The sequence below is a fragment of the Cupriavidus sp. FW306-01-F10A genome (assembly GCF_058782785.1).
Window position 1 is genome coordinate 104114 of sequence record NZ_JBYSYA010000011.1, and the last position, 24506, is coordinate 128619.

21 protein-coding genes and 2 tRNA genes are annotated in these 24506 nt (G+C 66.9%); 14 read left to right on the forward strand and 9 right to left on the reverse strand.

Going from position 1 to position 24506, the window contains the following annotated elements; genetic code table 11:
• Position 1: 1 nt before the first annotated feature.
• From AC3WLF_RS17550 to AC3WLF_RS17560, 3 genes are all read right to left on the reverse strand, one after another.
• A complete protein-coding gene (locus AC3WLF_RS17550; protein ID WP_492321391.1) occupies positions 2–889 on the reverse strand; it encodes an ABC transporter permease in 888 nt (295 codons plus the stop codon).
• A gap of 10 nt (positions 890–899) precedes the next feature.
• Positions 900–1850, reverse strand: a complete 951-nt coding sequence (locus tag AC3WLF_RS17555) for an ABC transporter permease (RefSeq protein WP_492321392.1) — start codon at positions 1848–1850, stop codon at positions 900–902.
• Between the two features lie 122 nt (positions 1851–1972).
• Positions 1973–3595: an ABC transporter substrate-binding protein gene (locus AC3WLF_RS17560; RefSeq protein ID WP_492356306.1), complete on the reverse strand. Its 1623-nt coding sequence runs from the start codon at positions 3593–3595 to the stop codon at positions 1973–1975.
• Positions 3596–3810: 215 nt separating this feature from the next.
• On the opposite strand from AC3WLF_RS17560, the gene AC3WLF_RS17565 reads away from it, so the two are divergent.
• Positions 3811–5058 (forward strand): Zn-dependent hydrolase, encoded by a 1248-nt coding sequence (locus AC3WLF_RS17565; RefSeq protein WP_492356305.1) that lies wholly within the window; start codon positions 3811–3813, stop codon positions 5056–5058.
• A 22-nt stretch (positions 5059–5080) separates the two neighbouring features.
• Here AC3WLF_RS17565 and AC3WLF_RS17570 read toward each other — a convergent pair whose 3' ends face one another.
• From AC3WLF_RS17570 to AC3WLF_RS17580, 3 genes are all read right to left on the reverse strand, one after another.
• Complete coding sequence (locus tag AC3WLF_RS17570) at positions 5081–5428, reverse strand: hypothetical protein (protein ID WP_011615103.1); 348 nt, start codon at positions 5426–5428, stop codon at positions 5081–5083.
• Between the two features lie 156 nt (positions 5429–5584).
• Entirely contained in the window at positions 5585–6385 is an 801-nt protein-coding gene (locus tag AC3WLF_RS17575; RefSeq protein ID WP_492321395.1) for an IclR family transcriptional regulator, read from the reverse strand.
• A 224-nt stretch (positions 6386–6609) separates the two neighbouring features.
• Positions 6610–6696, reverse strand: a tRNA-Leu gene (locus AC3WLF_RS17580).
• Between the two features lie 273 nt (positions 6697–6969).
• Here AC3WLF_RS17580 and AC3WLF_RS17585 point away from each other — a divergent pair.
• Positions 6970–7344 (forward strand): VanZ family protein, encoded by a 375-nt coding sequence (locus AC3WLF_RS17585; protein ID WP_492321396.1) that lies wholly within the window; start codon positions 6970–6972, stop codon positions 7342–7344.
• Here the strand turns inward: AC3WLF_RS17585 and AC3WLF_RS17590 are convergent.
• Positions 7319–8176, reverse strand: a complete 858-nt coding sequence (locus AC3WLF_RS17590) for a 23S rRNA (adenine(2030)-N(6))-methyltransferase RlmJ (protein WP_492321397.1) — start codon at positions 8174–8176, stop codon at positions 7319–7321. The two genes, AC3WLF_RS17585 and AC3WLF_RS17590, sit on opposite strands and share 26 nt — an antisense overlap.
• Positions 8177–8334: 158 nt before the next feature.
• On the opposite strand from AC3WLF_RS17590, the gene mnmC reads away from it, so the two are divergent.
• From mnmC to AC3WLF_RS17635, 9 genes are all read left to right on the forward strand, one after another.
• Positions 8335–10308 (forward strand): bifunctional tRNA (5-methylaminomethyl-2-thiouridine)(34)-methyltransferase MnmC2/FAD-dependent 5-carboxymethylaminomethyl-2-thiouridine(34) oxidoreductase MnmC1, encoded by a 1974-nt coding sequence (mnmC, locus tag AC3WLF_RS17595; RefSeq protein WP_492356304.1) that lies wholly within the window; start codon positions 8335–8337, stop codon positions 10306–10308.
• Positions 10309–10537: 229 nt separating this feature from the next.
• Positions 10538–11893: a trigger factor gene (tig, locus tag AC3WLF_RS17600; protein WP_492351949.1), complete on the forward strand. Its 1356-nt coding sequence runs from the start codon at positions 10538–10540 to the stop codon at positions 11891–11893.
• A 102-nt stretch (positions 11894–11995) separates the two neighbouring features.
• Positions 11996–12646, forward strand: coding sequence for an ATP-dependent Clp endopeptidase proteolytic subunit ClpP (clpP, locus tag AC3WLF_RS17605; RefSeq protein ID WP_011615108.1), 651 nt, complete (start codon positions 11996–11998; stop codon positions 12644–12646).
• Between the two features lie 230 nt (positions 12647–12876).
• Entirely contained in the window at positions 12877–14154 is a 1278-nt protein-coding gene (gene clpX, locus AC3WLF_RS17610) for an ATP-dependent Clp protease ATP-binding subunit ClpX (RefSeq protein ID WP_010810087.1), read from the forward strand.
• A gap of 255 nt (positions 14155–14409) precedes the next feature.
• Entirely contained in the window at positions 14410–16821 is a 2412-nt protein-coding gene (gene lon / locus AC3WLF_RS17615) for an endopeptidase La (RefSeq protein WP_492321400.1), read from the forward strand.
• 190 nt (positions 16822–17011) lie between these two features.
• Positions 17012–17087 (forward strand) — tRNA-Val (locus AC3WLF_RS17620).
• Between the two features lie 343 nt (positions 17088–17430).
• Positions 17431–18030, forward strand: a complete 600-nt coding sequence (locus AC3WLF_RS17625) for a DUF421 domain-containing protein (protein WP_492321401.1) — start codon at positions 17431–17433, stop codon at positions 18028–18030.
• A complete protein-coding gene (locus AC3WLF_RS17630; RefSeq protein ID WP_492321402.1) occupies positions 18027–18593 on the forward strand; it encodes a CinA family protein in 567 nt (188 codons plus the stop codon). The genes AC3WLF_RS17625 and AC3WLF_RS17630 overlap by 4 nt, the downstream gene beginning before the upstream one ends.
• Before the next feature lie 52 nt (positions 18594–18645).
• Complete coding sequence (locus AC3WLF_RS17635) at positions 18646–19716, forward strand: DNA topoisomerase IB (protein ID WP_492351950.1); 1071 nt, start codon at positions 18646–18648, stop codon at positions 19714–19716.
• Between the two features lie 80 nt (positions 19717–19796).
• Here AC3WLF_RS17635 and AC3WLF_RS17640 read toward each other — a convergent pair whose 3' ends face one another.
• On the reverse strand, positions 19797–20594 hold the full coding sequence (locus AC3WLF_RS17640; RefSeq protein WP_492356303.1) for an SDR family NAD(P)-dependent oxidoreductase: 798 nt from the start codon (positions 20592–20594) through the stop codon (positions 19797–19799).
• 216 nt (positions 20595–20810) lie between these two features.
• The gene (locus AC3WLF_RS17645) at positions 20811–21539 is read right to left on the reverse strand and encodes a helix-turn-helix transcriptional regulator (protein ID WP_492356302.1); all 729 of its coding nucleotides are present in this window, start codon (positions 21537–21539) and stop codon (positions 20811–20813) included.
• Between the two features lie 616 nt (positions 21540–22155).
• Here AC3WLF_RS17645 and AC3WLF_RS17650 point away from each other — a divergent pair.
• The 3 genes from AC3WLF_RS17650 (at position 22156) to AC3WLF_RS17660 (ending at position 24490) form a co-directional block, all read left to right on the forward strand.
• On the forward strand, positions 22156–22923 hold the full coding sequence (locus AC3WLF_RS17650) for an SDR family NAD(P)-dependent oxidoreductase (protein ID WP_492351952.1): 768 nt from the start codon (positions 22156–22158) through the stop codon (positions 22921–22923).
• Between the two features lie 71 nt (positions 22924–22994).
• Entirely contained in the window at positions 22995–23825 is an 831-nt protein-coding gene (locus AC3WLF_RS17655) for an SDR family NAD(P)-dependent oxidoreductase (RefSeq protein WP_492351953.1), read from the forward strand.
• A gap of 32 nt (positions 23826–23857) precedes the next feature.
• A complete protein-coding gene (locus AC3WLF_RS17660) occupies positions 23858–24490 on the forward strand; it encodes a nuclear transport factor 2 family protein (RefSeq protein WP_492351954.1) in 633 nt (210 codons plus the stop codon).
• Positions 24491–24506: the final 16 nt, after the last annotated feature.

A 24506-nucleotide genomic window follows, 5' to 3' on the forward strand; every position in this document is an offset into this window, starting at 1 on the left:
TTCAGTCCTTGATTTCCATGGCCGAGCGGATGCCGTCGGCCAGCAGGTTGAACGAGACCGAGGTCAGGAAGATCATGGCGCCGGGCAGGGCGGCAACCCACGGCTGGGTGTAGATGGCCGTGCGCAGCGTGTTGAGCATCAGGCCCCACTCCGGCTCGGGCGGCTTGACGCCCAGGCCCAGGAAGGACAGCCCCGAGGCCAGAATCATCGACACCGAGATCAGGCTGGTGGCATAGACGAAGATCGGCCCGAGCACGTTGTTGAGCACATGGGCGCGCACGATGGTCAGCGACGACGCCCCGGAAGCACGCGCCGCGTCGACAAACTCGCGGTTGCGCACCTGGGTGGTCACGCTTTCGGCCACGCGCACGATCTGCGGGATAAAGACGATGGTCAGCGACAGCAGCGCATTGCCCACGCCCGCCCCCAGCGTGCCTGACAGCGCGATCGCCAGCAGCACCGACGGGAAGGCGTACAGGATGTCGGTGAGCCGCATGATCACGGTGTTGGTCCAGCCGCCGGCATAGCCGGCGACGATGCCGAATGCGCTGCCGATGACAAAGGCAAGCAGCACCGGCGTGATGCCCATGAACAGCGACAGCCGCGCGCCCAGCATCAGCCGCGACAGCATGTCGCGTCCCAGCTCGTCGGTGCCGAGCGGAAAGTGCTCGGTGCCGATCGGCTTGAGGCGCTTGAGGATCGATGCCGCGTACGGATCGGCGGGCATCAGTGCCGGGGCGAACAGCGCCATCAGCACCAGCCCCAGCAGCACCAGCGCGGCCAGCATGGCCAGCCGGTTGCGCAGCAGGCGCCGGCCGACCGTGGTCCAGTAGCCGGGCGAGCGCTGCACCGCGGCGGCGGCCGGTGATTGGTCGAGGGTCATGTCCATGTCGGCCTCCTCAGTTGCGCTGGATGCGCGGGTCGAACAGCGTCTGCAGCGCATCGACCAGCAGGTTGAGCAGCACGAAGAACAACGCCAGCACCAGGATGGTCCCCTGCAGCAGCGGGAAGTCGCGCTGGAAGATGGCGGCGTTGAGCAGGAAGCCCGTGCCGGGCCACGAGAACACGGTCTCGATCAGGATCGAGCCGCCCAGCAGGTAGCCCAGTTGCAGGCCCATTACCGACAGCGCGGTTGGCGCCACGTTCTTGAGCACGTGGCGGAACACGGCCAGGTCGGACAGGCCGCGCGCGCGCAGGCCGACGATGAACTCGTTGGCCAGGATCTCCGCCACCAGCGCGCGCACCGTGCGCGCCACGATGCCCATCGGGATCACAGACATGGTCACCGCCGGCAGCAGCATGTACTGCATGTGCTCCCAGTCCCACGCCCAGTCGCCCGAACCGCCCGGCCCGGCGCCGGTGGCCGGCAGCCAGCCCAGCAGCACCGAGAACGCGATCACCAGCACCATCCCCAGCCAGTAGTGCGGGATGCTGACGCCCAGCACCGACAGCAGCGACGCGGTGCGGTCGGCCACGGAATCGCGCAGGTAGCCGGCGACAAAGCCGAACAGGCAGCCGAAGCTGAAGCCGATCAGCGTGGCCACGGTGGCCAGGCGCAGGGAATTGACCACGGCGGCGCCGACTTCGGCCATCACCGGTCGGCTGGTGGCGATCGAAGTGCCCAGGTCGCCCTGCAGCGCACGGCCCAGCCAGTGCACGAATTGCTCCAGGAAGGGCTTGTCGAAGCCGTAGAGTGCGGTCAGCTGGCGGCGCAGGTCTTCCGAGGCGTCGGGCGGCAGCACCGACACCAGCGGATCGCCGGGGGCGATATGGACCAGCGAGAAGCACAGCAGCGCCACCCCGAGCAGGATGGGAATGGCATAGAGGATGCGGCGGAACAGGTATTGCATGGGAGGATCCGGCAAGTTGGGGCGTGCGTGCGCCGTGCGCGGCACGCGGGGAAGACCGGGCGGGGTTGCCGGGCCGCGCGGGCGGCGGGCTGCCGCGCGGCGTCCGTCGGGCGCGGCCGGGATCAGTCCATCGACATTGTCGCGATATCGATAAACCAGCTCTGCGGCTGCACCACGCCCTTGACCTTCTTCGAAATCGCGCGCGGGCCGACGTCGTGCGCGATCAGCACGAACGGCGACTCCTCGACGATGCGGGCATGCAGCCTGGCCAGCGCCGCGTCGCGCGATTTCTCGTCAAACGCGGTGCGCGCGTTCTCGATCAGCTTGTCAAACTCGGCATTGCCGAAGTAGCCCCAGTTGTTCGAGACCGGCGGCTGGGTCTTGGTGCTGACGAAGCGGACCATGGCAAAGAACGGGTCCATTGCCGCAAAGCTGACGTTGATTGCGTTGGCGCCGTGCGCGCTGGCGTCCTTGGCGCCGACGCGCCAGTTGGTGAAGAGGGTGTTCCACTCGACCACGTCGAAGTCGACGTCGATAAAGCACTCCTTCAGGTTCTGCTGCACGTACTCGTTCATCGGCAGCGGCTGCATCTGGCCGGAGCCCGACGCCGACACCTGCACCTTGACCTTGACCGGTTTGGCGGCCGAGTAGCCGGCCTCCTGCATCAGCTTCTTCGCCGCGGCCGGGTCGTACTTGATATCGAACTTCGGATTGCCCCACCACGGATTGCCGGTCTCGACGATGCCCTTGGCCTCGGCCATGTACCCGCCCAGCAGGGTCTTCAGGCCGCTGCGGTTGACGCACAGGTTGGCGGCCTGGCGCACACGCTTGTCCAGCCATGGCGAGCCGGGCGCGAACGACAGCTGCCACGGCCACATATGCGGCTGCGCGTTGGCATAGACCTGGAAGCCGCGGCTCTTGATCTGGGTGATGGCGTCGGGTGCCGGGGCTTCGATCCAGTCGACCTGGCCCGACAGCAGCGCGGCGGTGCGCGCGTTGGCCTCGGGCATCGGCACCATCACCACCTTGTCGATCTTCGGCACGCGCTTCGCGTCCCAGTATTGCGCATTGCGCACCACTTCCAGGCGCTCGCGCGGCACGAAGCGGCTCATCCTGAACGGCCCGGTGCCGGCGGCGTCGGCGGCAAACGCGACCCAGGCCTGCTTGGAGCGCTCGACCGGATCGGTGACCGAGGCCGGCACCGCGGCGAATTTCTTCTCCCACTGCGTGGGCGAGGCCATGAACAGGTTGGTCAGGTTGTAGGGCAGGAACGAATCCGGCTCGGAGGTGACCAGCTCCACGGTGAGGTCGTCGATCTTCCTGGCCGTGCGCAGCGTCGGCATTCGCGAGGCGGTCACGCCGACCTGGCTGGGATCGAACTGCCTGGCGGTCTTGTCCAGCACTTTGCCGACGTTCCAGACCACGGCATCGGCGTTGAACGGGGTGCCGTCGTGGAACTTGACGCCGGGGCGCAGCTTGAACACCCATCTGGTCTTGTCGGCGGCGTCGACCTTCCATTCGGTGGCCAGGCCCGGGATCAGCAGGCTGGGGCCGTTGCCCCGGGACAGGTCCCACTGGGTGAGGCCGTCGTACATCGGGATACCGGAGAAGCGGTTGCCCTCGAAGCCCTGGTCGGGCTGGCCGAGCGTGCGCGGGATGTCGGCGGCGGTCATGCCGATGCGCAGCACCTTGTCGGCATGGGCGGCACCGGGCAGCGCGAGCAGCGCCAGCACGGCGGCGCTCATGACCGAGGCAGCTGACTTGAGACCTTTCGCGAGAAGGGAGGGATCGTGGTGCACAGGCTTGCTCCTGGGTTGGCTTGAGGGGACGGATGTCTGCAAAGCAAGTCATGTGCCACGGTGGCAGGGCCGGGAATGCGGGCCGAAGTGCCGGCGACGGTGGTCTGCTTCTTGCTGAACCTGCTGCCGTTTCCTCTCCCTCCCCCTACCCGCAACCAGACATGGACCAGCTACACCTTCCCTGCATCAATGGCGCCCGCCTGTGGCAATCGCTGATGGACCTCGCCGCGATCGGCGCCACGCCCAGGGGCGGCGTGTGCCGCATCGCGCTGACCGAAGCCGACCGCAAGGGGCGCGACCTGGTGGTGCAGTGGTGCCGCGAGGCCGGGCTCGAGGTGCGCGTCGACGAGATCGGCAACGTCTTCGCGCGCCGCGCCGGCAGCGACCCCGACGCGCGCGCCGTGGCCACCGGCAGCCATATCGACACCCAGCCCTCGGGCGGCAAGTTCGACGGCAACTTCGGCGTGCTGGCCGGCCTGGAAGTCATGCGCACGCTCGACGACCTGGGCATCGTCACGCGCGCGCCGCTGGAGGTCGCGTTCTGGACCAACGAGGAGGGCACGCGCTTCACGCCGGTGATGATGGGCTCGGGCGTATTTGCCGGAGAGTTCGACGCGGCTTTTGCGCGCGCGCAGACCGATGTGGATGGCGTCAGCGTGGGCGACGCGCTGGCGGCGATCGGCTACCGCGGCGCGCAGCCGGCGGGCGCGGTGCCGGGCGGCATGTTCGCGGCCTACTTCGAGGCGCATATCGAGCAGGGGCCGGTGCTGGAGGCGGCAGGTCTGCCGATCGGCGTGGTCTCGGGCGCGCTGGGCCAGCAGTGGTACGACGTGACCGTGACCGGCATGGACGCGCACGCCGGCCCGACGCCGCTGACGCTGCGCCACGACGCGATGCTGGCGGCCGCGCGCATGGTCGAGGCGGTCAACCAGATCGCGCGCGACGAGGCGCCGCACGGGCGCGGCACGGTCGGCTATCTGCAGGTCACGCCGAACTCGCGCAACGTGATTCCGGGCCGGGTCGATTTTTCGGTCGACTTCCGCAACCTGTCGCAGGCTGGCCTGGACCGCATGCATGCGGCCATGCAGGCGGCGTTCGAGGGCATTGCCGTGGCCGCCGGCGTGGAGGTCGAAATCTGCCAGGTGGTGAAGTTCGAGCCGTGCGTGTTCGCGCCCGAATGCGTTGACAGCGTGCGGCGCGCGGCCACGGCGCTGGGCCTGCCGCATATGGACGTGGTCAGCGGCGCTGGCCACGACGCGGTCTACGTCGCGCGGCGCGCGCCCACAGGCATGATCTTCGTGCCGTGCAAGGACGGCATCAGCCATAACGAGCTGGAAGACGCGCTGCCCGAGCACATCGAGGCGGGCGCCAACGTGCTGCTGCAGGCCATGCTGGCGCACGCGCGCTAGGCGCCCGCGCCAGATCCAGAGGCTAGTTGCAGATCGTGCCGGGAACCGGCTTGCCCGAGGCGGTCAGCCCCTGGCACGCATCGCCGCTCGCCAGGCTGGTATCCGAGGCCGCGGCCGGTGACAGCTTGAGCTTGCCTGCCACGGTGCAGCACCCGCGGGCTGGCGGCGGCGCTGGCGTGCGCTTGGTCGCCGGCAGCGGCGCCGGCCCACCGGCTTCCGCGGTTTCTTCCGCGTCAGGAAAGACGCACTGCCCTTGCTGGCAGATCCGCTCTCCTTTGCACTGCATGTCGTACTGGCATCCGGCAGCATAGGCGAGCGATGACCAGCCAGCGGCCATCGACGCTGCCAACAGCAAGGCAGGGAATTTCATATGCCCTCCGATCAGGGCTGAGGTGAAGATGCCGGAGCGGCTCGGTGCCGCCCCGACACCTTCAGCATAGATCGCGGCAAGGGTCCGCGAAAGGCACTGGCACTCAGGTGTTCTACCACCCCTGCGCGAGTTGGCCGGCCTTCGCCGTGCCGGGCCTCAGTGTGCGATCGAACGCGAGATCGCCCGCGCGCATTCCAGCACCAGCGGCGCCAGCTTTTTCTGCGCCTCGGCCATGCTCCAGCGGCTGGCCGGCGGCGACACGTGCACCGCGCCGACCGCAACGCCCTGGCTGTTGACGATGGGCGCGGCCAGGCCCATGTCGCCGATGAACAGTTCCTCTTCATTGCTGGCGTAGCCCAGCCGGCGGCACGCCGCCACGCGCTCGAAGATCGCATCCACGCCGGTCAGCGTCGAGGGCGTGCGCGCCACGCGCGCCGACTGCTCCAGCATCGCCAGGACCTGCTCGTCGGGCAGCGTGCTGAGGTAGGCCCGGCCGGAGCTGGTGCAATACATCGGGATGCGCATGCCCACCGGCGTCAGCACCGGCATGTGTTTGGCGGTCATCAACTGGGCCACGTAGACCATGTCCAGCCCGACCGGCTCGGTCAGGTTGGCGGTCTCGCCGCTGGCTGCGGCCAGCTGCGACAGGTAGGGGCTGGCCACCGGGATCAGCGCATCAGCCGCCAGGTAGTTGTAGCCGATCTCCATCACCCGCGGCGTCAACCGGAAGCGCCGCGTCTGCGGGTGCTTGTCGACATAGCCCAGCGCTTCCAGGGTATGGATGGTGCGCTGCGCCGAGCTCTTGTTCATGCCGGTCAGCGCGGCCAGTTCCGACAGGGTCAGCGTACGGTGGACGCCGTTGAAGGCGCGCAGGACTTCGAGGCCTTTTTCGAGCGACTGGTTGAACAGCGGGTTGTCGCGGTCGGGCGCGGGTGACGGGACGGGTTTTGACGGCATAGTTGCGTCGCGGGCGAAGGGACCGGGCAGCACCATCCACGGGATGGCTGCACCACGATGAGTGAGTATTGCACCAATATACGTATGTATCGATTATCGATATGATGGCGAAATGATACCGTCACTGGCGCAGGCTGGAAAGTGGCGCGGGGGTGCCTGCCGGAAAAAGCGTGCCGAAGGGGATTGGGAAACGGAAGTTGTCAGCCCGCCACTAGAAGGGCGGGTGGTGCGAGGGAGGGGACTCGAACCCCTACACCATTGCTGGCGTCAGGACCTAAACCTGGTGCGTCTACCAATTTCGCCACCCTCGCGGTCCTTGCGGCGCTGCCCGGGCGGGCGGCCGCGATGCTCGCTGGCTTGCTCCGGACAGGAAAGCAAAAAAGGCGGCTGGAACTGCCCGCCTTTCTTCTGTCCGCGCTGCCGGCCCTGGCGGCCGAACCGTGGTGTCGGCATGGCTTGCGCCTGCAGTGCAACGAGGCTGCGGATTGTAGCGCAAGGCGCGGGGGGAATCCAGCCCTGCCAGGTGCTCCGGTGGCCGCGGCAAGCGGCAGGGATATATTGTCGGCTTTCCAGTGGCCGCACACATGCCGATGACTGCCTTCCCGACCCTGACCCCGCTGCGCTGGCGCCTGCTGTTCTGGGGCTGCGCGGCCGCGGTGCTGGCGCTTTCGCTGATGCCGCCGACGCAGCCCCTGCCGACCACCGGCTGGGACAAGTCCAACCATATGCTGGCGTTCGCGGTGCTGGGCGTGCTGGGCCGGCGCGCCTACAACGGCCGTGGCTGGGCCGTCTTGCTGGGGCTGGTGGCGTACGGCGCGCTGATCGAACTGCTGCAGGGGCAGACCGGCTACCGCGAGGCCGAGTGGCTCGACCTGCTGGCCGACAGCGTCGGCCTGGCCGCGGGCATGGCGCTGGACTGGCTGGTGCGCCGCCTCAGTTCTCCTCGGCTTCGAGCGTGAACTTTGCGCCGTCGTCCTGGCCGAGCAGGTCGGTCAGCACCGGCATGGCCTGCTGCAGCGATTCCTTCAGCCGCCACGGCGGATTGACGATGAACATGCCGCTGCCATGCAGGCCCAGGCCGCCCTCGACCGGATGCCTGACGGTCAGGGTCACGTGCAGCCAGCTCTTGAGCGGCAGGCCCTTGAGCTGCACCGGCAGCTGCGCCGATTCGCGCCGCTGCACCTGCGGGTACCAGACCGCATAGACGCCGGTGGCAAATCGCTCCAGCCCGTCGCGGATGGTCTGCACGGTGCGGGCGTAGTCCTGCTTGTCCTCGTAGGACGGGTCGACCAGCACCAGCGCGCGGCGCGGCGGCGGAGGCAGGATGGCCTTGATGCCGCCGAAGCCGTCGCCGTCGTACAGCATGACGCGGCGCCCGGCGCCGCGGAAGTTGTCGCGCAGCACCTGGATCTCGGTGCTGTGCAGCTCGAACAGCCGCAGCCGGTCGTGCTCGCGCAGCATCTGCCAGGCCAGCCAGGGCGAGCCGGGGTAGTGGCGCAGGTTGCCGTCCGGGTTGAGCGCGCGCACCTGGTCCAGGTATTCGTCCAGCATCGCCGGCAGCTGGGTGCCGCTGGCGGCGGCGCGCCACAGCGGCGCGATCCCGGTTTCGAATTCGGCCTTCTTTTGCGCGTAGGCGTGGTCCAGCGCATAGAGGCCGGCGCCGGCATGGGTGTCGATATACCAGAACGCCTTGTCCTTCTGCGCCAGGTGCTCGAGCAGTTGCACCACGACGGCGTGTTTGAGGACATCGGCATGGTTGCCGGCGTGGAAGGCGTGACGGTAGCTGAGCATGTGGAGCGGGGGCGCCTGGGCGGCGCAAATCAAGGGGCAGGGCGGTGCGGTCTGCGGGAAGGCCGCTATGCTACCATCCGGCGCGAATTACCAAGCCCGCTCCCACGCCCCGGCGAATCCGCCCGGGCATTTTGCTTTTCGCCGAGTTTCCCTGTCCCATGCCGCGCGCATTAGAGCCCGCCGAGCCGATCCTTTCTGCCGAAGGCATCCCGTATTCGCCCCGCTACGACGACGTCTACCACAGCACCGAAGGCGGGCTGGCGCAGGCCGCCCATGTCTTCCTGGGTGGCAACGGCCTGCCGCAGGCGTGGGCCGGTCAGCGCCAGTTCGTCATCGTCGAGACTGGCTTCGGCCTGGGGCTGAATTTCCTGGCTACCTGGCAGGCGTGGCGCGATGATCCCCAGCGCTGCGGCACGCTGCATTTCGTCTCGATCGAAAAGCACCCGTTCACCCGCGAAGGGCTGGCGCAGTTGCACGCCAGGCTGGACGGGCTGCAGCCGCTGGCGCAGGCGCTGCAGGCGCAATGGCCGCTGGCGCTGCCGGGCCTGCACCGCCTGGCCTTCGACGGCGGGCGCGTGGTGCTGACGCTGGCGCTGGGCGATATCGAGCAGATGCTGCCGCGGCTGGCGGCCGGCGCGGATGCCTTCTACCTGGACGGTTTCGCGCCGGCGCGCAATACGGAGATGTGGTCGCCGCAAGTGTTCCGCGGACTGGCGCGGCTGGCCCGGCCAGGCGCCATGCTGGCTACATGGGCGGCCGCGGGCTTTGTGCGGCGCGGGCTCAAGGAGGTGGGTTTCGAAGTCAGCAGGGCGCCCGGCTTTGGCGGCAAGTGGCAAATGACCGTCGCGCGCTTCCGCCCGCAATGGAAAGCGCGCCGCCATGCGCCGCCACTGCCGGCCCAATGGTCCGAGCGCCATGCCATCGTGATCGGCGCCGGCCTGGCCGGCTGCGCCGTGACCGAGCGGCTGGCCGCGCGCGGCTGGCGCGTGACGCTGTTCGATGGCCACGACGGGCCGGCGCGGCAGACCTCGGCGCATCGCGCGGCGGCCATGCATGCGCATGTGTCCGCCGACGACAGCCTGCTGTCGCGGCTGTCGCGCGCTGGCAACCAGTACGCGCTGCGTGCCTGGGCGGAGTTGGCCGAGGCCGGCCATGCGGTCGGCTGGCATGGCTGCGGCGTGCTGCAGATCGGCGAGGACGAAGCCGAGGGCCAGGCCCAGCGCGCCGCGCTGGCGGCGATGCGCTTGCCGGAAGGATTCGTGCGCTGGATGAGCGCTGAAGAGGCGGCAGCGGCCCACCATGCCGGCGTGCCGCGTGGCGGCCTGTGGTTCCCGCAAGGCGGCTGGGTGGCGCCGCCTGACATCTGCGCGGCGCAGCTGGCGCAAGCGGGCGCTGCGGTGACGGCACGTTTCCGCTGCCGGGTTGCTGCAATCGCGCGCGTCGACGGGCAATGGCAGGCGCTCGGGCAGGACGGCGACGTGCTGGCATCGGCGCCGGTGCTGGTACTGGCCAACGCACATGAGGCGCTGCAACTGCTGCCGCAGCAGCACTGGACCATGCGGCGCGTGCGCGGGCAGCTGACCACGCTGGCATCCGCGCAGGTGGATGCGCTCGGCGGCTGGCCGGATTGCGTGGTGACTGGTGCCGGCTACCTGCTGCCGCGCACCGCGGACGGCGCTGGCCGGGTCGGCTCCAGCTACGACGCCGACGAGGGCCCACTGGTGGAGCAGCCGGCGGTCCACGCGGCCAACCTGGCGCGCCTGACCGGCATGCTGCCGCGCCAGGCCGATGCCGTGGCAGCCATCGATCCCGCGACGCTCTCCGGCTATGTCGGCGTGCGCACGGTCACGCACAACCGGCTGCCGCTGGTCGGCCAGGTGCCTGACGAGGCCGCCGCGCTGGCGCAGGCCGCATCGCTGCGCGGCGCGCACTTGCGTGACCTGCCGCGCATGGCCGGGCTCTACGCCGCCCTTGCATATGGCTCGCGCGGCCTCACCTGGGCAGCGCTGGGCGCGGAACTGCTGGCCAGCCAGATCGAGGGCGAGCCGCTGCCGCTGGAGTCGGACCTGGCCGATGCGATGGATCCGGCACGCCTGCTGCTGCGCGCCCTGCGTCACGGGCACACGGGATAGCGCCGCGGGGCCGGCGGGCGGTTCCAGGCCCGTTCCGGGCAAAATCTGCCGGAAGCGAATGAAAACCGTGCGATAATCCCCGTTTTCCGTTTGCGCGGAGCTTCCCGTTCGCCGGTGCGCCGCCCCGGCCGTCCTGTGGTGACGGCGCCGTGGCGGTAAAGCGGGCGGTACATGCGCAAGCGGTAGCACCTACGAACACAACTACATTTTCTGGATTGGATCTACGACCATGTCGAACGTGATTGAGAACCTCGGCAAGCTGGACCGCAAGGTGACCCTGGCCATCCCCAAGGCCGAAGTGGAGAAGGAAAAGCAGGAGCGCCTGGTTCGCCTGTCGAAGACCGTGAAGATGTCGGGCTTCCGTCCGGGCAAGGTGCCGATGAAGATGGTCGAGAAGCAGTACGGCCAGCAGGTCGAGTTCGAAGTGCGCTTCGACAAGGCCGCACGCAAGTTCTTCGACATCACCAAGGAACAGGACGTCAAGGTTGCCGGCCAGCCCAAGTTCGAGATCAAGAACGAAGGCGTGGGCGAGGACGAAGTCGCATTCGACGCCACCTTCGAGGTGTACCCGGAAGTGACCATCGGCGACCTGTCGGCCGCCGAAGTCACCCGCACCGGCACTGAAATCACCGATGCCGAAGTCGACAAGACCATCGACATCCTGCGCAAGCAGCGCGTGCACTACCACGCCCGCGGCGAAGCCGGCGAGCATGGCGACGGCGGTGCCGACGTCACCGCCCAGAACGGCGACCGCGTGACGCTGGACTTCGTCGGCAAGATCGACGGTGAAGAGTTCGCCGGCGGCAAGGCCGAGGACTTCCCGTTCGTGCTGGGCGAAGGCCGCATGCTGCCCGAGTTCGAGCAGGCCGCGCTGGGCCTGAAGGTCGGCGAAAGCAAGACCTTCCCGCTGGCCTTCCCGGAGGACTACCACGGCAAGGAAGTGGCCGGCAAGACCGCCGAGTTCACCGTGACGCTGAAGAAGATCGAGTGGGCGCACCTGCCGGAAGTCAATGATGCCTTCGCCAAGTCGCTGGGCATCGCCGACGGCAGCGTCGAGAAGATGCGCGCCGACATCCGCGAGAACCTCGAGCGCGAAGTGAAGCGCCGCACGCACTCCATGCTCAAGGACCAGGTCATGGAAGCGCTGCTGAAGGCCAGCGAGCTGGACGTGCCCAAGGCCCTGATCGAGCAGGACCAGGAACGCCTGGTGGAAATGGCCCGCCGCGACCTGGAGCAGCGTGGCATGCCCAACGCCAAGGACATGCCGATCCCGGCCGAGATGTTCGCGCAGCAGGCCGAGCGCCGCGTCAAGCTGGGCCTGATCCTGGCCGAGATCGTCAAGGCCAACGGCCTGGAGGCCAAGGCTGACCAGATCAAGGCCGAGATCGAGGATTTCGCCAAGAGCTACGAAGACCCGAAGGAAGTCATGCGCTGGTACTACGGCGACCAGCAGCGCCTGGCCGAAATGGAAGCCTACGTGCTCGAAAACAACGTGGTAAATTTCGTGTGCGGCAAGGCCAAGGTCACCGACAAGAAGGTGTCCTTCGAGGAACTCACCGCCGAAGGCAACCCGCAGCAAGCCTGAGGCCGGAAGTGACCCGCAGCCCCGTGCCACGGCGCGGGGCGGGGCAGCTTCCCGAGTTACCCCGGATTGCCTTGCGATCCGACGAATCCATGGAGAACATGCATGACCCGCAATGATTTGCTTGACCGTCTCGCCACCACGCAGGCTTCGGCACTGGAAACCCAGGGCCTGGGGCTGGTGCCGATGGTCGTCGAGCAGTCCGGCCGGGGCGAGCGCGCCTATGACATCTACTCGCGCCTGCTGAAGGAGCGCGTGGTGTTCATGGTGGGCGAGGTCAACGACCAGACCGCCAACCTGGTGGTGGCCCAGCTGCTGTTCCTCGAGAGCGAGAACCCCGACAAGGACGTGTCGCTGTACATCAACTCGCCGGGCGGTTCCGTATCGGCGGGGCTGGCGATCTACGACACCATGCAGTTCATCAAGCCGGACGTGTCCACGCTGTGCATGGGCATGGCGGCAAGCATGGGCGCGTTCCTGCTGGCGGCTGGCGCCAAGGGCAAGCGTTCGGCGCTGCCCAACTCGCGCATCATGATCCACCAGCCGCTGGGCGGCGCGCGCGGCCAGGCCTCGGACATCGAGATCCAGGCGCGCGAGATCCTGTACCTGCGCGAGCGGCTCAACACTATCCTGTCCGAGGTGACGGGCCAGCCGGTCGAGAAGATTGCGCGCGATACCGATCGCGACAACTTCATGAGCGGCGACCAGGCAGTTGACTACGGCCTGATCGACAAGGTCCTCGCCCGCCGCGGCTGATGCAGCGGGCCGCCGTGGCGCAATCTGCAGCGGCGGCCGGCCAGGCTGGCACGGGCTCAAATGGCGAAGGCTGCACCGGAACGAGGCCCCGTGCCTCGTTTTTTGCTTTTGCCCCACAGCCGGGGGGAACCGCCGGTGGTGCCAATTGTTTTGGCGTATGATGCGTTTGAAGCGTATCGCTGGGAGCCTGTCGCCCCGCGGTGTGCGCCCTGCATAAGTGACTGATTCCTATGGCGGACAAAAAAGGTTCATCCAGCGAAAAGCTTCTGTACTGCTCCTTCTGCGGCAAGAGCCAGCATGAGGTCAAGAAGCTGATTGCCGGCCCGTCGGTGTTCATTTGCGACGAATGCATCGACCTGTGCAATGAGATCATTCGCGACGAGGCCACGGCATCCGAGAAAGACGCCGCCGCGGCCGCGCGCTCGGACCTCCCCACGCCCCACGAGATCCGCGAAAGCCTGGACCAGTATGTGATTGGCCAGGAACAGGCCAAGAAGATCCTGGCCGTGGCGGTCTACAACCACTACAAGCGCCTCAAGCACCTCGGCAAGAAGGACGATGTCGAGCTGTCCAAGAGCAACATCCTGCTGATCGGGCCGACCGGCTCGGGCAAGACGCTGCTCGCGCAGACGCTGGCGCGCCTGCTCAACGTGCCGTTCGTGATCGCCGACGCGACCACGCTGACCGAAGCCGGCTACGTGGGCGAGGACGTCGAGAACATCATCCAGAAGCTGCTGCAGAACTGCAACTACGAAGTCGAGAAGGCGCAGCGCGGCATCGTCTACATCGATGAGATCGACAAGATCTCGCGCAAGTCCGACAACCCGTCGATCACCCGCGACGTGTCGGGCGAGGGCGTGCAGCAGGCACTGCTCAAGCTGATCGAAGGCACCATGGCATCGGTGCCGCCGCAGGGCGGCCGCAAGCATCCGAACCAGGACTTCCTGCAGGTGGACACGACCAACATCCTGTTCATCTGCGGCGGCGCCTTCGATGGCCTGGAGAAGGTCATCATGCAGCGCTCGGACAAGACCGGCATCGGCTTTGCCGCGCAGGTCAAGAGCAAGGAAGAGCGCGACGCCAGCGAGGTGCTGCCGCAGACCGAGCCGGAAGACCTGATCAAGTTCGGCCTGATCCCCGAACTGATCGGCCGCTTGCCGGTGGTCGCCACGCTGTCCAAGCTGGACGAGGCCGCGCTGATGCAGATCCTGGTCGAGCCCAAGAACGCGCTGGTCAAGCAATACCAGAAGCTGCTGGCGATGGAAGGCGTCGAGCTGGAAATCCGCCCGGGTGCGCTGAGCGCCATCGCCCGCAAGGCGATCCGCCGCAAGACCGGGGCCCGCGGCCTGCGTTCGATCCTGGAGCAGTCGCTGATGGACGTCATGTACGACCTGCCCAACTACAAGGGCGTGCAGAAGGTGGTGATCGATGAAAATACGATCAACGGCGATGCACCTCCGCTGCTGATGTACGAAGAGCAGCAGCCCAAGGTGGCGGGGTCCAACTGACGCGAGGGCTGCCAGACGTGGTAAGTGGTCGGGACCACACCGGCAGCCGGGCGAAAAGGCCGTTCGCGTAGAAGCGAGCGGCTTTTTTTGTTTATTTCTACCGACGAGAGGGAGGAAACGCGGGTATGCTGTTTCAGAGGGGCCAGCAAGTGCAGGGAGCGGCATCTGCCTGCCTTGATGAATCGATTGGCACGTATCTTGTAATCGATTCGGGCGGCCCAATTTACGCCTTAAATGACTGACTTGGGGAAAATGATGTCCGGAACACAACTCCTCCCGGCCGAGCCGATTCGCCTCCCACTGTTGCCGCTGCGCGACGTGGTGGTGTTTCCGCACATGGTGATCCCGCTGTTCGTGGGACGCCCGAAGTCCATCAAGGCGCTTGAGACTGCGATGGAGGCGGGCAAGAGCATCATGCTCGTGGCCCAGAAGACGGCGGCCAAGGACGAGCCGACCGCCGACGACCTGTATGAGGTCGGCTGCATCGCCAATATCCTGCAAATGCTGAAACTGCCCGACGGTACCGTGAAGGTGCTGGTCGAGGGTACCCAGCGCGCGAATATCCGCGAGGTGAGCGAGGACGATGCGCACTTTATGTGCGAAGCCGTGCCCGTGCCGCCCGCACCTGGCGAAAGCGCCGAGACCGAGGCCCTGCGCCGCGCGATCGTGTCGCAGTTCGACCAGTACGTGAAGCTCAACAAGAAGATCCCGCCCGAGATCCTGACCTCGCTGTCGGGCATCGACGAGGCAGGCCGCCTGGCGGACACCATCGCCGCGCACCTGCCGATCAAGCTCGAGCAGAAGCAGAAGATCCTGGAGATGGTCAATGTGACCGAGCGCCTGGAAAGCCTGCTGTCGCAGCTCGAGGGCGAGATCGACATCCTCCAGGTTGAAAAGCGCATTCGTGGCCGCGTCAAGCGCCAGATGGAGAAGAGCCAGCGCGAGTACTACCTGAACGAGCAGGTCAAGGCCATCCAGAAGGAACTGGGCGAGGGCGAAGAAGGCGCCGACCTGGAAGAACTCGACAAGCGCATCAAGGCTGCGCGCATGCCGAAGGAAGCCAAGAAGAAGGCCGACGCCGAATTCAAGAAGCTCAAGCTGATGTCGCCGATGTCGGCCGAAGCCACCGTCGTGCGCAATTACATCGACACGCTGGTGAACCTGCCGTGGCGCAAGAAGAGCAAGGTCAACAACGACCTGGCCAACGCCGAGCGCGTGCTGGAAGAGGACCACTACGGTCTGGAGAAGGTCAAGGAACGTATCCTGGAATACCTCGCAGTGCAGCAGCGCGTGGACAAGCTGAAGGCGCCGATCCTGTGCCTGGTCGGCCCCCCCGGCGTGGGCAAGACCTCGCTCGGCCAGTCGGTGGCGCGCGCCACGAACCGCAAGTTCGTGCGCATGGCGCTGGGTGGCGTGCGCGACGAGGCCGAGATCCGCGGCCACCGCCGTACCTACATCGGCTCGATGCCAGGCAAGATCCTGCAGAGCCTGTCCAAGGTCGGCGTGCGCAATCCGCTCTTCCTGCTCGACGAGATCGACAAGATGGGTGCGGACTTCCGCGGCGATCCGTCGTCAGCGCTGCTCGAGGTGCTGGACCCGGAACAGAACCACACATTCCAGGACCACTACATCGAAGTCGACTTCGACCTGTCCGACGTGATGTTCGTGGCGACGTCGAACTCGCTGAACATCCCGCCGCCGCTGCTCGACCGTATGGAAGTGATCCGCCTGTCGGGTTACACCGAGGACGAGAAGGTCAATATCGCCCAGCGCTACCTGCTGCCCAAGCAGATCAAGAACAATGGTCTGAAGGCAGGCGAGATCGAGGTCGCAGAAGATGCGATCCGCGACATCATCCGCTACTACACGCGTGAAGCAGGCGTGCGTTCGCTGGAACGCGAGGTGTCGAAGATCGCTCGCAAGGTGGTCAAGCTGCTGCTGCTGAAGAAGGAGTCGGGCACGATCAAGGTCGATTCCGAGAACCTGGACAAATTCCTCGGTGTGCGCAAGTACGACTTCGGCCTGGCCGGCAAGGAAAACCAGGTTGGCCAGGTGACCGGGCTGGCGTGGACCGAGGTGGGTGGCGACCTGCTGACCATCGAAGCCGCGATCATGCCGGGCAAGGGCAACATCACCCGCACCGGTTCGCTGGGCGACGTGATGAAGGAGTCGGTCGAGGCTGCCCGTTCGGTGGTGCGTTCGCGGGCACGTCGCCTGGGTATCACGGATGAGATGTTCGAGAAGCGCGACATCCACATCCACGTGCCCGAAGGCGCCACGCCCAAGGACGGCCCGTCGGCAGGCGGTGCGATGACCACCGCGCTGGTGTCGGTGCTGACCGGCATTCCGGTGCGTGCGGATGTGGCCATGACCGGCGAGATCACGTTGCGCGGCGAGGTGCTGCCGATCGGCGGCCTCAAGGAGAAGCTGCTGGCGGCCCACCGGGGCGGCATCAAGCTGGTGCTGATCCCCGAGGATAACGTCAAGGACCTGGCCGAGATCCCGGACAACGTCAAGAACGCCATCGAGATCGTGCCGGTGCGCTGGATCGACAAGGTGCTGGAACTGGCGCTCGAGCGCAAGCCCGAGCCGTTGTCGGAAGAAGATGCCAAGCCCGCCGAAGTGGCGGACAAGGCCGCGGCCAAGGTGGAGCGTTTGCATCACTGACACAGCTTTGGCCGCATGAATGAAACGCCGCGGGGCAGCGATGCCCGGCGGCGTTTTTTTGCGTGCGCAGGCCTTGGCAAACCGAAATCACCTGTATTACACTTGCGCCCTCGCAACGCAAACCACGGCAACTGCCGCGAGGTGTGGAGCGATCAGCAAGTTGCAGGCAGCCAGCCTGTGATGGTCGAGCGGGTGCTTAGCTCAGTTGGTAGAGCGGCGCCCTTACAAGGCGTAGGTCGGGGGTTCGAGCCCCTCAGCACCCACCACGCTTGACTAACAAAATCAAGGACTTAGAGCGATCTAAGTCCTTTTTTGTTGGTATTTTCATCTCCCTCGGCCGAGCCGCGCGCTAAATTGCTGTTCCGCCGTTGCTCGGCATGGCGCTCCCGGCCGGAGTTTTCCCGCATCCCACAGATAAGCGCCATTCGCTCCCGATGTTGCGCGCGCTCTGGGCAGTTTTTTCAGGCCTGGCCCGGCACTGCACGTACGATTTCCCCGCATTCCCGCGCGAATGAGCGCATATGGGACGTGCACAGCAGCACGGCCCAGTGTCGTGAGCCTGGCGCGGAACTTGCTGAACTAGTCAGAAAATCGACTGCGGACACCGACATGGACAGCGTGGAAGTGATCGTCGATGCGATGCGCAAGCTCGTTGGCGAAGGTGACGACCTGGCGTGGTGGCAAGGCGCCGTGCGTGCCGCCATCATCTTCGTCGGCACTTGGGCGATGCTGCGGTTGGCCGGCAGGCGGGCCTTCGCGCAAAAGACATCGTTCGACCTGTGCATCATATTGCTGCTGGGCGCGGTGTTGTCGCGCGCCGTGGTCGGCGCCGCTTCGTTCGCGGTGGCGTTTTCCGCCGGGCTGGCATTGGTGCTTCTGCACCGGGTGGTGGGCTGGCTGTCGAGCCGTTCTCCGGCATTCGACCGCGCCACTGGCGGCCACGCGCTGGACCTGCTGCGCGAAGGGGAACTGGACCGGGAGCGCGTGAGCCACGCAATGCTGACCGAGGAAGACCTCAAGGCCAACCTGCGTGCGACGCTTCAGACCGACAGCTTCGACGACCTTACCCGGGTGGTGCTGGAGCGCGACGGCAAGGTGACGTTCGTGAAGGGGCGCGGCGGAGACGGCCGCGTACCCGCAGCACCGGCCACGCCTGCTGTATCGCGCAGCAACGGAGTGTCTGTGCAGGCGTCGGAGGCGCAGCGATGACGCTTGGGGAAAACAGCAGCGACAACGGCAGCATTGCGCGCTATTTGCTGCGCCACCATTTGCATGTGGTCACGGCGGAATCCTGTACCGCGGGGCTGATCGCCTCGCGCATTGCCGAGGTGCCGGGTTGCGGCGATGTCTTGCACTGCGCCATCGTGGCGTATTCGCCCTCGGCCAAGGAACAGTTGCTGCACGTGCCGCCTGAGACCATCAGGCGTCACGGACTGACCAGCGAGGCGGTCTCGCTGGCGATGGCGCTGGGCGCCATGGAGATCACCGGCGCCGACCTCGCGATCGCCAACACCGGCGTCGCCGATGACGGCGGCGATGGCGATATCCCGGCGGGTACGCAGTGCTTTGCCTGGGTGTTCCGCCGCCACGGCCATGCGGCGCGCGATGTGCTGCGGAGCACCGGGGGTATTGCCGCGTTCACGGAAACGCGGCGCTTTCCGGGGACGCGTAACGCCGTACGCGAAGCCGCTGCCGACTGGGCGCTGGCTCGCATTTGCCATTACCACGAACAGGCGCAGCGCGGGCAAGGCCACTGCGGCGCGCGCGCATAAAGCGCCGGAAGGCCCGGACGGCGCGCTGGCAGCCCCGGAAAGAGACCCAGCCTTGGATAGTGCTCTCCCGACTAATGGTGCCGACAAAGCGTTGCGCACGGTATTGCGCGAGGCCGGGTTGCGTTATGTCGATGACAGTATGCCGGGCATCGGGCGCCGCCGTCAGGGCGGCGGCTTTGCCTACATCGACGCCAATGGCAAGCGCGTGGACGATGCCGCCACGCTGGCACGCATCGCTGCGCTGGCGATTCCTCCTGCCTACGAGGAAGTGTGGATCTGTGCGAACCCTGCGGGCCACCTGCAGGCGACCGGGCGCGATGCGCGCGGCCGCAAGCAGTATGTCTACCACCCTGAGTGGAGCGCGCTGCGCGATTCGGACAAATACGCGCGGTTGCCGGCCTTCGGCAGCGTACTGCCCCGCTTGCGGGCGCGCGTCGCGCGCGACCTGCGCCGCAACGGCATGCCGCGCGAAAAAGTGGTCGCGGCGGTGGTGCAACTGCTCGACGCCACGCTTGTGCGCGTGGGCAGTCCGCAATATGCGAGGCAGAACCGCACCTACGGCCTCACCACGCTGCGCCGCCGCCATGTCACCGTGCGCGGCAGCCGTCTGCGTTTCCAGTTCACTGGCAAGAGCGGCATTACCCACGACGTATCGGTCAACGATCCACGCCTGGCCCGCATCGTGCGCAATTGTGCCGACCTGCCAGGCCAGTGCCTGTTCAAGTATCGCGACAGCGACGGCGAGATCCGCGAGGTCGGATCCGCCGACGTCAACGCCTACCTGCAGCAGGCGACCGGCGGCGACTTCACTGCCAAGGACTTCCGCACCTGGGCGGGCAGCGTGCATGCGCTCGCGCTGCTGCGCGCGACCGGCGCGGACGGCGAAGCAGCGCGCAGGAAGTGCGTGGCCGAGGTCATCAAGTCAGTGGCCCAGCGCCTGCGCAACACCGTGGCGGTGTGCCGCAAGTGCTATGTCCATCCGGCGGTGATCGAGGCCTTCATCGACGACGGATTGCAGGACTGCGCGCGCGTCGCCATCGTCAGCCGCCTGCGTGCCGACGAAGCACGGCTGCTGAAGCTGCTTGCAGAACGGGCCAGGACTGCACAGGGCGTCCCGCGGTGAGCCTAGGGCTGGACGTCCGGCCGGAGGATGGCGACTCAGTATGAGAATAGCCCAGCAGCCACAGGGCAGGGCGCTCCGATTCAGCGCTGCGAAGGAATGTTGCCGCCGTCGACGATGACCTCGGTGCCGGTGACGTAGCTGGCCTCGTCCGACAGAAGGAAACGGACCACTCGCCCGATCTCCGCGGGGGTGCCGAGGCGGCCCAGTTGGATGCGGCGCTCGAAGGTGCCTTCGGGCAGGGCATCGATGGCAGGTTGAAGCATCGGTGTGTGGATCTGTCCGGGAGAGACGGCGTTGATGCGGATGCCGTCGCGGCCCAGGCTGTCCGCGAGCGAGCGCACCAGCGAGAGCAGGCCGCCCTTGGAGGCGGAGTAAGCCGGAATCAGGGCGTTGCCCAGCGTGGCATTGATCGACGCGATGCCGACGACTGCCGCGCCGGGTTGCGCGCGCAGCTCAGGCAGCATGGCCTGCACCAGCAGGGCCATGGCGCGCAGGTTGACATCAAGCACGGCGTCCCAGCGCGCCTGTGTGAGGCCGTCGATCCCGCTCTGGTCCACCACGCCGGCGGCATGCACCATGCCGCCCAGCGCCGGCAGGGCGGCGCGGGTACGGACCAGCGCGTCTTCCAGGCCGGCGGGGGCGCGCAGGTCGATGCCGAGCCCGAAGGTGGGCACGTCATAACGTTCGGCGAGCGCCGCGGCGACGGCACGTGCCTTGTCCTCCTGGATATCCCAGATGGCGACCGGCCGGTTTACCGCGGCCAAGGCCGCCGCGCAAGCCTCGCCAATGCCGGACGCGCCGCCGGTCACCACGACCGCACTGGCCGGCGTGTTGAGGGCCACGCGAAAATCGCCGGTGGCAGGGTGTTGGATCGTCACTGGATGTCTCTCCCGGATGTCATGTTGTTGGCGCAGCCGCGGTAGACGCGGCTGATATGCGCATTGTTTCCGGTCACGCCGGATGCGACATAGTCCAAATGGACCAAAACAACCGCGCCCGAGACGATTTTCCGCCATGGCACCCTGCGGCCGGGGCGATGCGTCTGCTCATCGTGCCGTCAGCTCGCTGAGTGGCGTCGGCACGTCGTATTCACCTCAATCGAGCGGAATGATGCTGTGCAGGACGGTTTGCACCAGCGCCGCCTGGCGGGTCACGCCAGTCTTGGAGAACACGGCACGCAAATGCGCGCGCGCGGTATTGCGGCGGATCTCGAGTTCCTGCGCCGCTTCGTCCAGTGACAGGCCCTGGGTCAGCAACAGTACGAGCGACGCCTCCGTCCGGGTGAAATCGAACATATTGCGCAGTAGTTCGGCCGACCCCAGTGCCTTTTGATCGGGGTCGCGGATAAAGACCGCCACCGCGGGCTGGCGCGGACGCTCGGACCACTTCTGCGAGGCGATGGAACGCACCAGCAGTCCCAGCCGGGCGCGGTCGCCCTTGCGCGGCACCGACAGCCCGAGCGGGATGCCGGGCTGCGCCGAGTCTCGCAAGGCGATGGCCTGGCGGACCAGGGCCTGCAGCTTGCGGTTTTCCTGCGCCGAGTCGGCCATCAACTGGCCGTTGCAAACCACCAGACCATCCTTTTCCGCCAGCAGGGCGTCGGCCATGCCATTTGTGGTAAGGACCTGGCCGGTGTCGTCCAGGATCACCGAGCCGATCAGCAAACTGTCGACCGTGCCGGCGTAGAAGCGCCGCTCCGACTCGGTCGTGTTGAGGTTGGCGTGGATACGTACCGCGCGCTCCAGGTGCGGCACGATGCGCCGGCACAGCGCCTTGTCGGCCTCGGCGAAGCGCTCGCTGCCATGTGGGCGGCAGATTCGCAAGCGGCACTCCACACCATGCTCGGCGCGGATGTGGACGGCGGGCGTAGCACCAGGGTCACGTAGTTAGCGGCCAGCAGGTGTCGCAGCGCATCGAGCAGCGACTGCCATGGGATATCAAGCAGCGGGCCGTCGTACACCAGCCCGATCAGATCGCTGATCTCGTCCATGCCGAGTGCAGGGCGGCCAGGTAGCTGTGCGTCGATCCATTGAAGGCTTGTCATCGGTGCTCTCTCAAATCTGCGGCGCAATGCGGTCGGGGCATTGCGCCAGTCCGGCCGTCGGCGACCGGCGATCGGCTGGAAATGGTATTTGCTTCTCCATGCGGTGGTAGTGGGTGTTTTCCCCGGGCACCGGGCCGGGGACGCCTGTCGTGCTTGCCCAAGGCAATGCCAACCGCGGGCGTAGCGGGTGGGCTGCGGGGCTGTCTGCAGGAACTGCTGCGCTTCCATGTCTCCTCCGTGATGGCTGTTTGCCTGACGGACTAGATTCAACCGTTTCTGGAGCGACATGGAGGAGCGTCCGTGCGCGAATCTAGTCTGTTGGGACTATTTCCCTCCGCACGGGACCATGCCCGTGAAGTGGCCCGGCCAGAAGAATAGGGCCATGAGCGCGGGCCATGGCCGAGCGCTTTGCGGCCGAGGGCGCGGAGGTGGTCGTAATAGACCGCGACGCCGGCGCCGCGCAAGCGACGCTCGACATGATCTGCGGCGAGGCGCACGGCATGGCGCGCGGTTGCGACGTCGCGGACAGTGCGGCGGTGGGGCGGCTGCACGAGGAGGTCGCGATGCGCTGGGGGCGGCTCGACATCCTGGTCAACAACGCAGGCATTGGCCAGGTGCCGGGAGACGGCTTCGAGCACTACCAGGTGCGCGCGGCCGAGCGCGGGCGGCAGCTGGCAGCCGGCGAGACGCCCACGGTCTATACCGACATGATCGTCGACCTCAACGATGCCGGCTGGCAGCGCGTGGTGGATGTGAATCTCAACGGCACGTTTTATTGCTCGCGCGAGGCGGTACGGCTGATGACGCACGCGGGGGTGGGCGGCGCCATTGTCAATATCGCCAGCGTCTCGGCGCTGAGCGGCGAAGGGCCTCTCAGCTATTGCGCGTCAAAGGCGGCCGTGCTCGGCCTCACCCGCTGCCTGGCGCGCGACCTGGGCCCGCGTGGCATCCGCGTCAACGCGATCTGCCCGGGGCCCACGCGCACGCCGATGATGCAGTCCATCAGCGAGGAATGGGCGCGCAGCCTGGAGCGCGCGATCCCGCTGGGGCGCATGGCCGAGCCGGAAGAGATCGCGGCGGCGGCACTGTTCCTGGTTAGCGGAGACGGCATGCAGATGACGGGCCAGACGCTGTCCGTCAGCGGCGGCATGGCAATGATTTAACGGCGCAGGCGCGACGGCGACGCGTTCGGGTCGTTGTCCTGCCTCGATGGAAGGATAAAAGGGAGAGCAGCATGCGAGTAACGGGACGTTTGCAGGACAAGGTGGCGCTGATCAGTGGCGCTGGCACGGGGATCGGCGCTGCCACGGCTGCGCGCTTCGCGGCCGAAGGGGCGAGGGTGATGCTGTGCGGGCGGCGTGAGGCGCCGCTGCGCGCCGTGGCCGAGGAGATCCGGTCGCGCGGCGGCGAGGCTGCGTGGATTCAGGCCGATGTCACCAACGAGGCGGACGTGGAGCGGGCGGTGGCGCAGACCGTCGCGCAGTTCGGCGGCCTGCATGTCATGGTCAATAACGCGGTCAACTATACCTGGGGCGTGCTCGACGAGGTCAGCACGCAAGCCTGGCGGCAATGCCTGACCGGTAGCCTGGACGTCGCCTTCTTCGGCACGCGCGCGGCGCTGCGCGTGATGAAGGCGGCCGGCGGCGGCGCCATCGTCAACCTGGGTTCGGTGGCGGGCCTGCTTGGCAGTCCGGGATTGTCGGCCTATGGCGCGGCCAAGGCGGGCGTGCTCAACTTCAGCCGCGCCGTGGCGCTCGAGGGCGCAGCCCACAACGTGCGCGTCAACGTGGTGATTCCCGGTGTGGTCTGGAGCGAGGGCACGCGCGAAGCGCTTGCCAGCGAGGAGGTCGCCCGAGATACCGCACGCGCGGTGCCGCTGGGGCGCGTGGGCGAACCGCACGAGGTGGCCGGCGCCATCCTGTTCCTGGCGTCGGACGAGGCTTCGTATATCACCGGGCAGAGCCTGGTAGTCGATGGCGGCAAGACCTGCCGGCTCGACGTGGGCGCAACCGACTACGTGTCGGAGCCGTCAGCCGAGCGGCGCGCCGCGCCGCAGGCAAGCTGAGCGCACCCCACTGAATGAGCAAGGAGAGGCAAGTGGCATCAGACATGGAATCGATGCAGGCCCGACTCGATCGACTCGAGTCGGTCAACGAAATCCGCATGCTGCCGGCCAAGTATGCGCTGGCGCTCGATATGCGCGACCTCGATGCCTGGACCAGCCTGTTTCCCGAGGACGTGGCGGTGGGCAAGGACCAGGTGGGCCGCGAGCACCTGCGGCGCTGGATAGACGAGACCCTGCGCAACCAGTTCACGGTGACCTCGCACCATATCGGCGGACACATCATCGAGTTCCAGGATGCGGACCATGCGAGCGGCGTGGTGTATTCGAAGAACGAGCATGAGACCGGCCCGGAATGGGTCATCATGCAAATGCTCTACTGGGACGACTACGAGCGCATTGGCGGCTGCTGGTATTTCCGGCGACGGCTGCCATGCTATCTCTACGCGAGCGACCTCAACAAGCCGCCCATCGGCGACAAGAAGATGCGCTGGCCGGGCCGTGAGCCCTATGAGGGTTCCTGGCATGCACTGTGGCCCTCGTGGAAAGCGTTCTGGAACGCCAAGCCGAATGAAGCGCTGCCCGGCGTCGCCGAGCCGGTGCCGCTGGATCGCTTTCTCGAGTCGATGCGTCGCGGTTCGTCACTTCCCAAGGTCCGCACGCGCTGACGCAATGCCGAAACCG

Bases quoted from the DNA above. Each gene is read 5' to 3' on its own strand.
- AC3WLF_RS17625 (WP_492321401.1), top strand. From the start codon at position 17,431: ATGGACAGCGTGGAAGTGATCGTCGATGCGATGCGCAAGCTCGTTGGC.
- AC3WLF_RS17560 (WP_492356306.1), bottom strand. From the start codon at position 3,595: ATGAGCGCCGCCGTGCTGGCGCTGCTCGCGCTGCCCGGTGCCGCCCAT.
- lon (WP_492321400.1), top strand. From the start codon at position 14,410: ATGTCCGGAACACAACTCCTCCCGGCCGAGCCGATTCGCCTCCCACTG.
- AC3WLF_RS17630 (WP_492321402.1), top strand. From the start codon at position 18,027: ATGACGCTTGGGGAAAACAGCAGCGACAACGGCAGCATTGCGCGCTAT.
- clpX (WP_010810087.1), top strand. From the start codon at position 12,877: ATGGCGGACAAAAAAGGTTCATCCAGCGAAAAGCTTCTGTACTGCTCC.
- tig (WP_492351949.1), top strand. From the start codon at position 10,538: ATGTCGAACGTGATTGAGAACCTCGGCAAGCTGGACCGCAAGGTGACC.
- AC3WLF_RS17590 (WP_492321397.1), bottom strand. From the start codon at position 8,176: ATGCTCAGCTACCGTCACGCCTTCCACGCCGGCAACCATGCCGATGTC.
- AC3WLF_RS17655 (WP_492351953.1), top strand. From the start codon at position 22,995: ATGCGAGTAACGGGACGTTTGCAGGACAAGGTGGCGCTGATCAGTGGC.
- AC3WLF_RS17555 (WP_492321392.1), bottom strand. From the start codon at position 1,850: ATGCAATACCTGTTCCGCCGCATCCTCTATGCCATTCCCATCCTGCTC.
- mnmC (WP_492356304.1), top strand. From the start codon at position 8,335: ATGCCGCGCGCATTAGAGCCCGCCGAGCCGATCCTTTCTGCCGAAGGC.
- AC3WLF_RS17650 (WP_492351952.1), top strand. From the start codon at position 22,156: ATGGCCGAGCGCTTTGCGGCCGAGGGCGCGGAGGTGGTCGTAATAGAC.
- AC3WLF_RS17570 (WP_011615103.1), bottom strand. From the start codon at position 5,428: ATGAAATTCCCTGCCTTGCTGTTGGCAGCGTCGATGGCCGCTGGCTGG.
- AC3WLF_RS17550 (WP_492321391.1), bottom strand. From the start codon at position 889: ATGGACATGACCCTCGACCAATCACCGGCCGCCGCCGCGGTGCAGCGC.
- AC3WLF_RS17565 (WP_492356305.1), top strand. From the start codon at position 3,811: ATGGACCAGCTACACCTTCCCTGCATCAATGGCGCCCGCCTGTGGCAA.
- AC3WLF_RS17585 (WP_492321396.1), top strand. From the start codon at position 6,970: ATGCCGATGACTGCCTTCCCGACCCTGACCCCGCTGCGCTGGCGCCTG.
- AC3WLF_RS17575 (WP_492321395.1), bottom strand. From the start codon at position 6,385: ATGCCGTCAAAACCCGTCCCGTCACCCGCGCCCGACCGCGACAACCCG.
- clpP (WP_011615108.1), top strand. From the start codon at position 11,996: ATGACCCGCAATGATTTGCTTGACCGTCTCGCCACCACGCAGGCTTCG.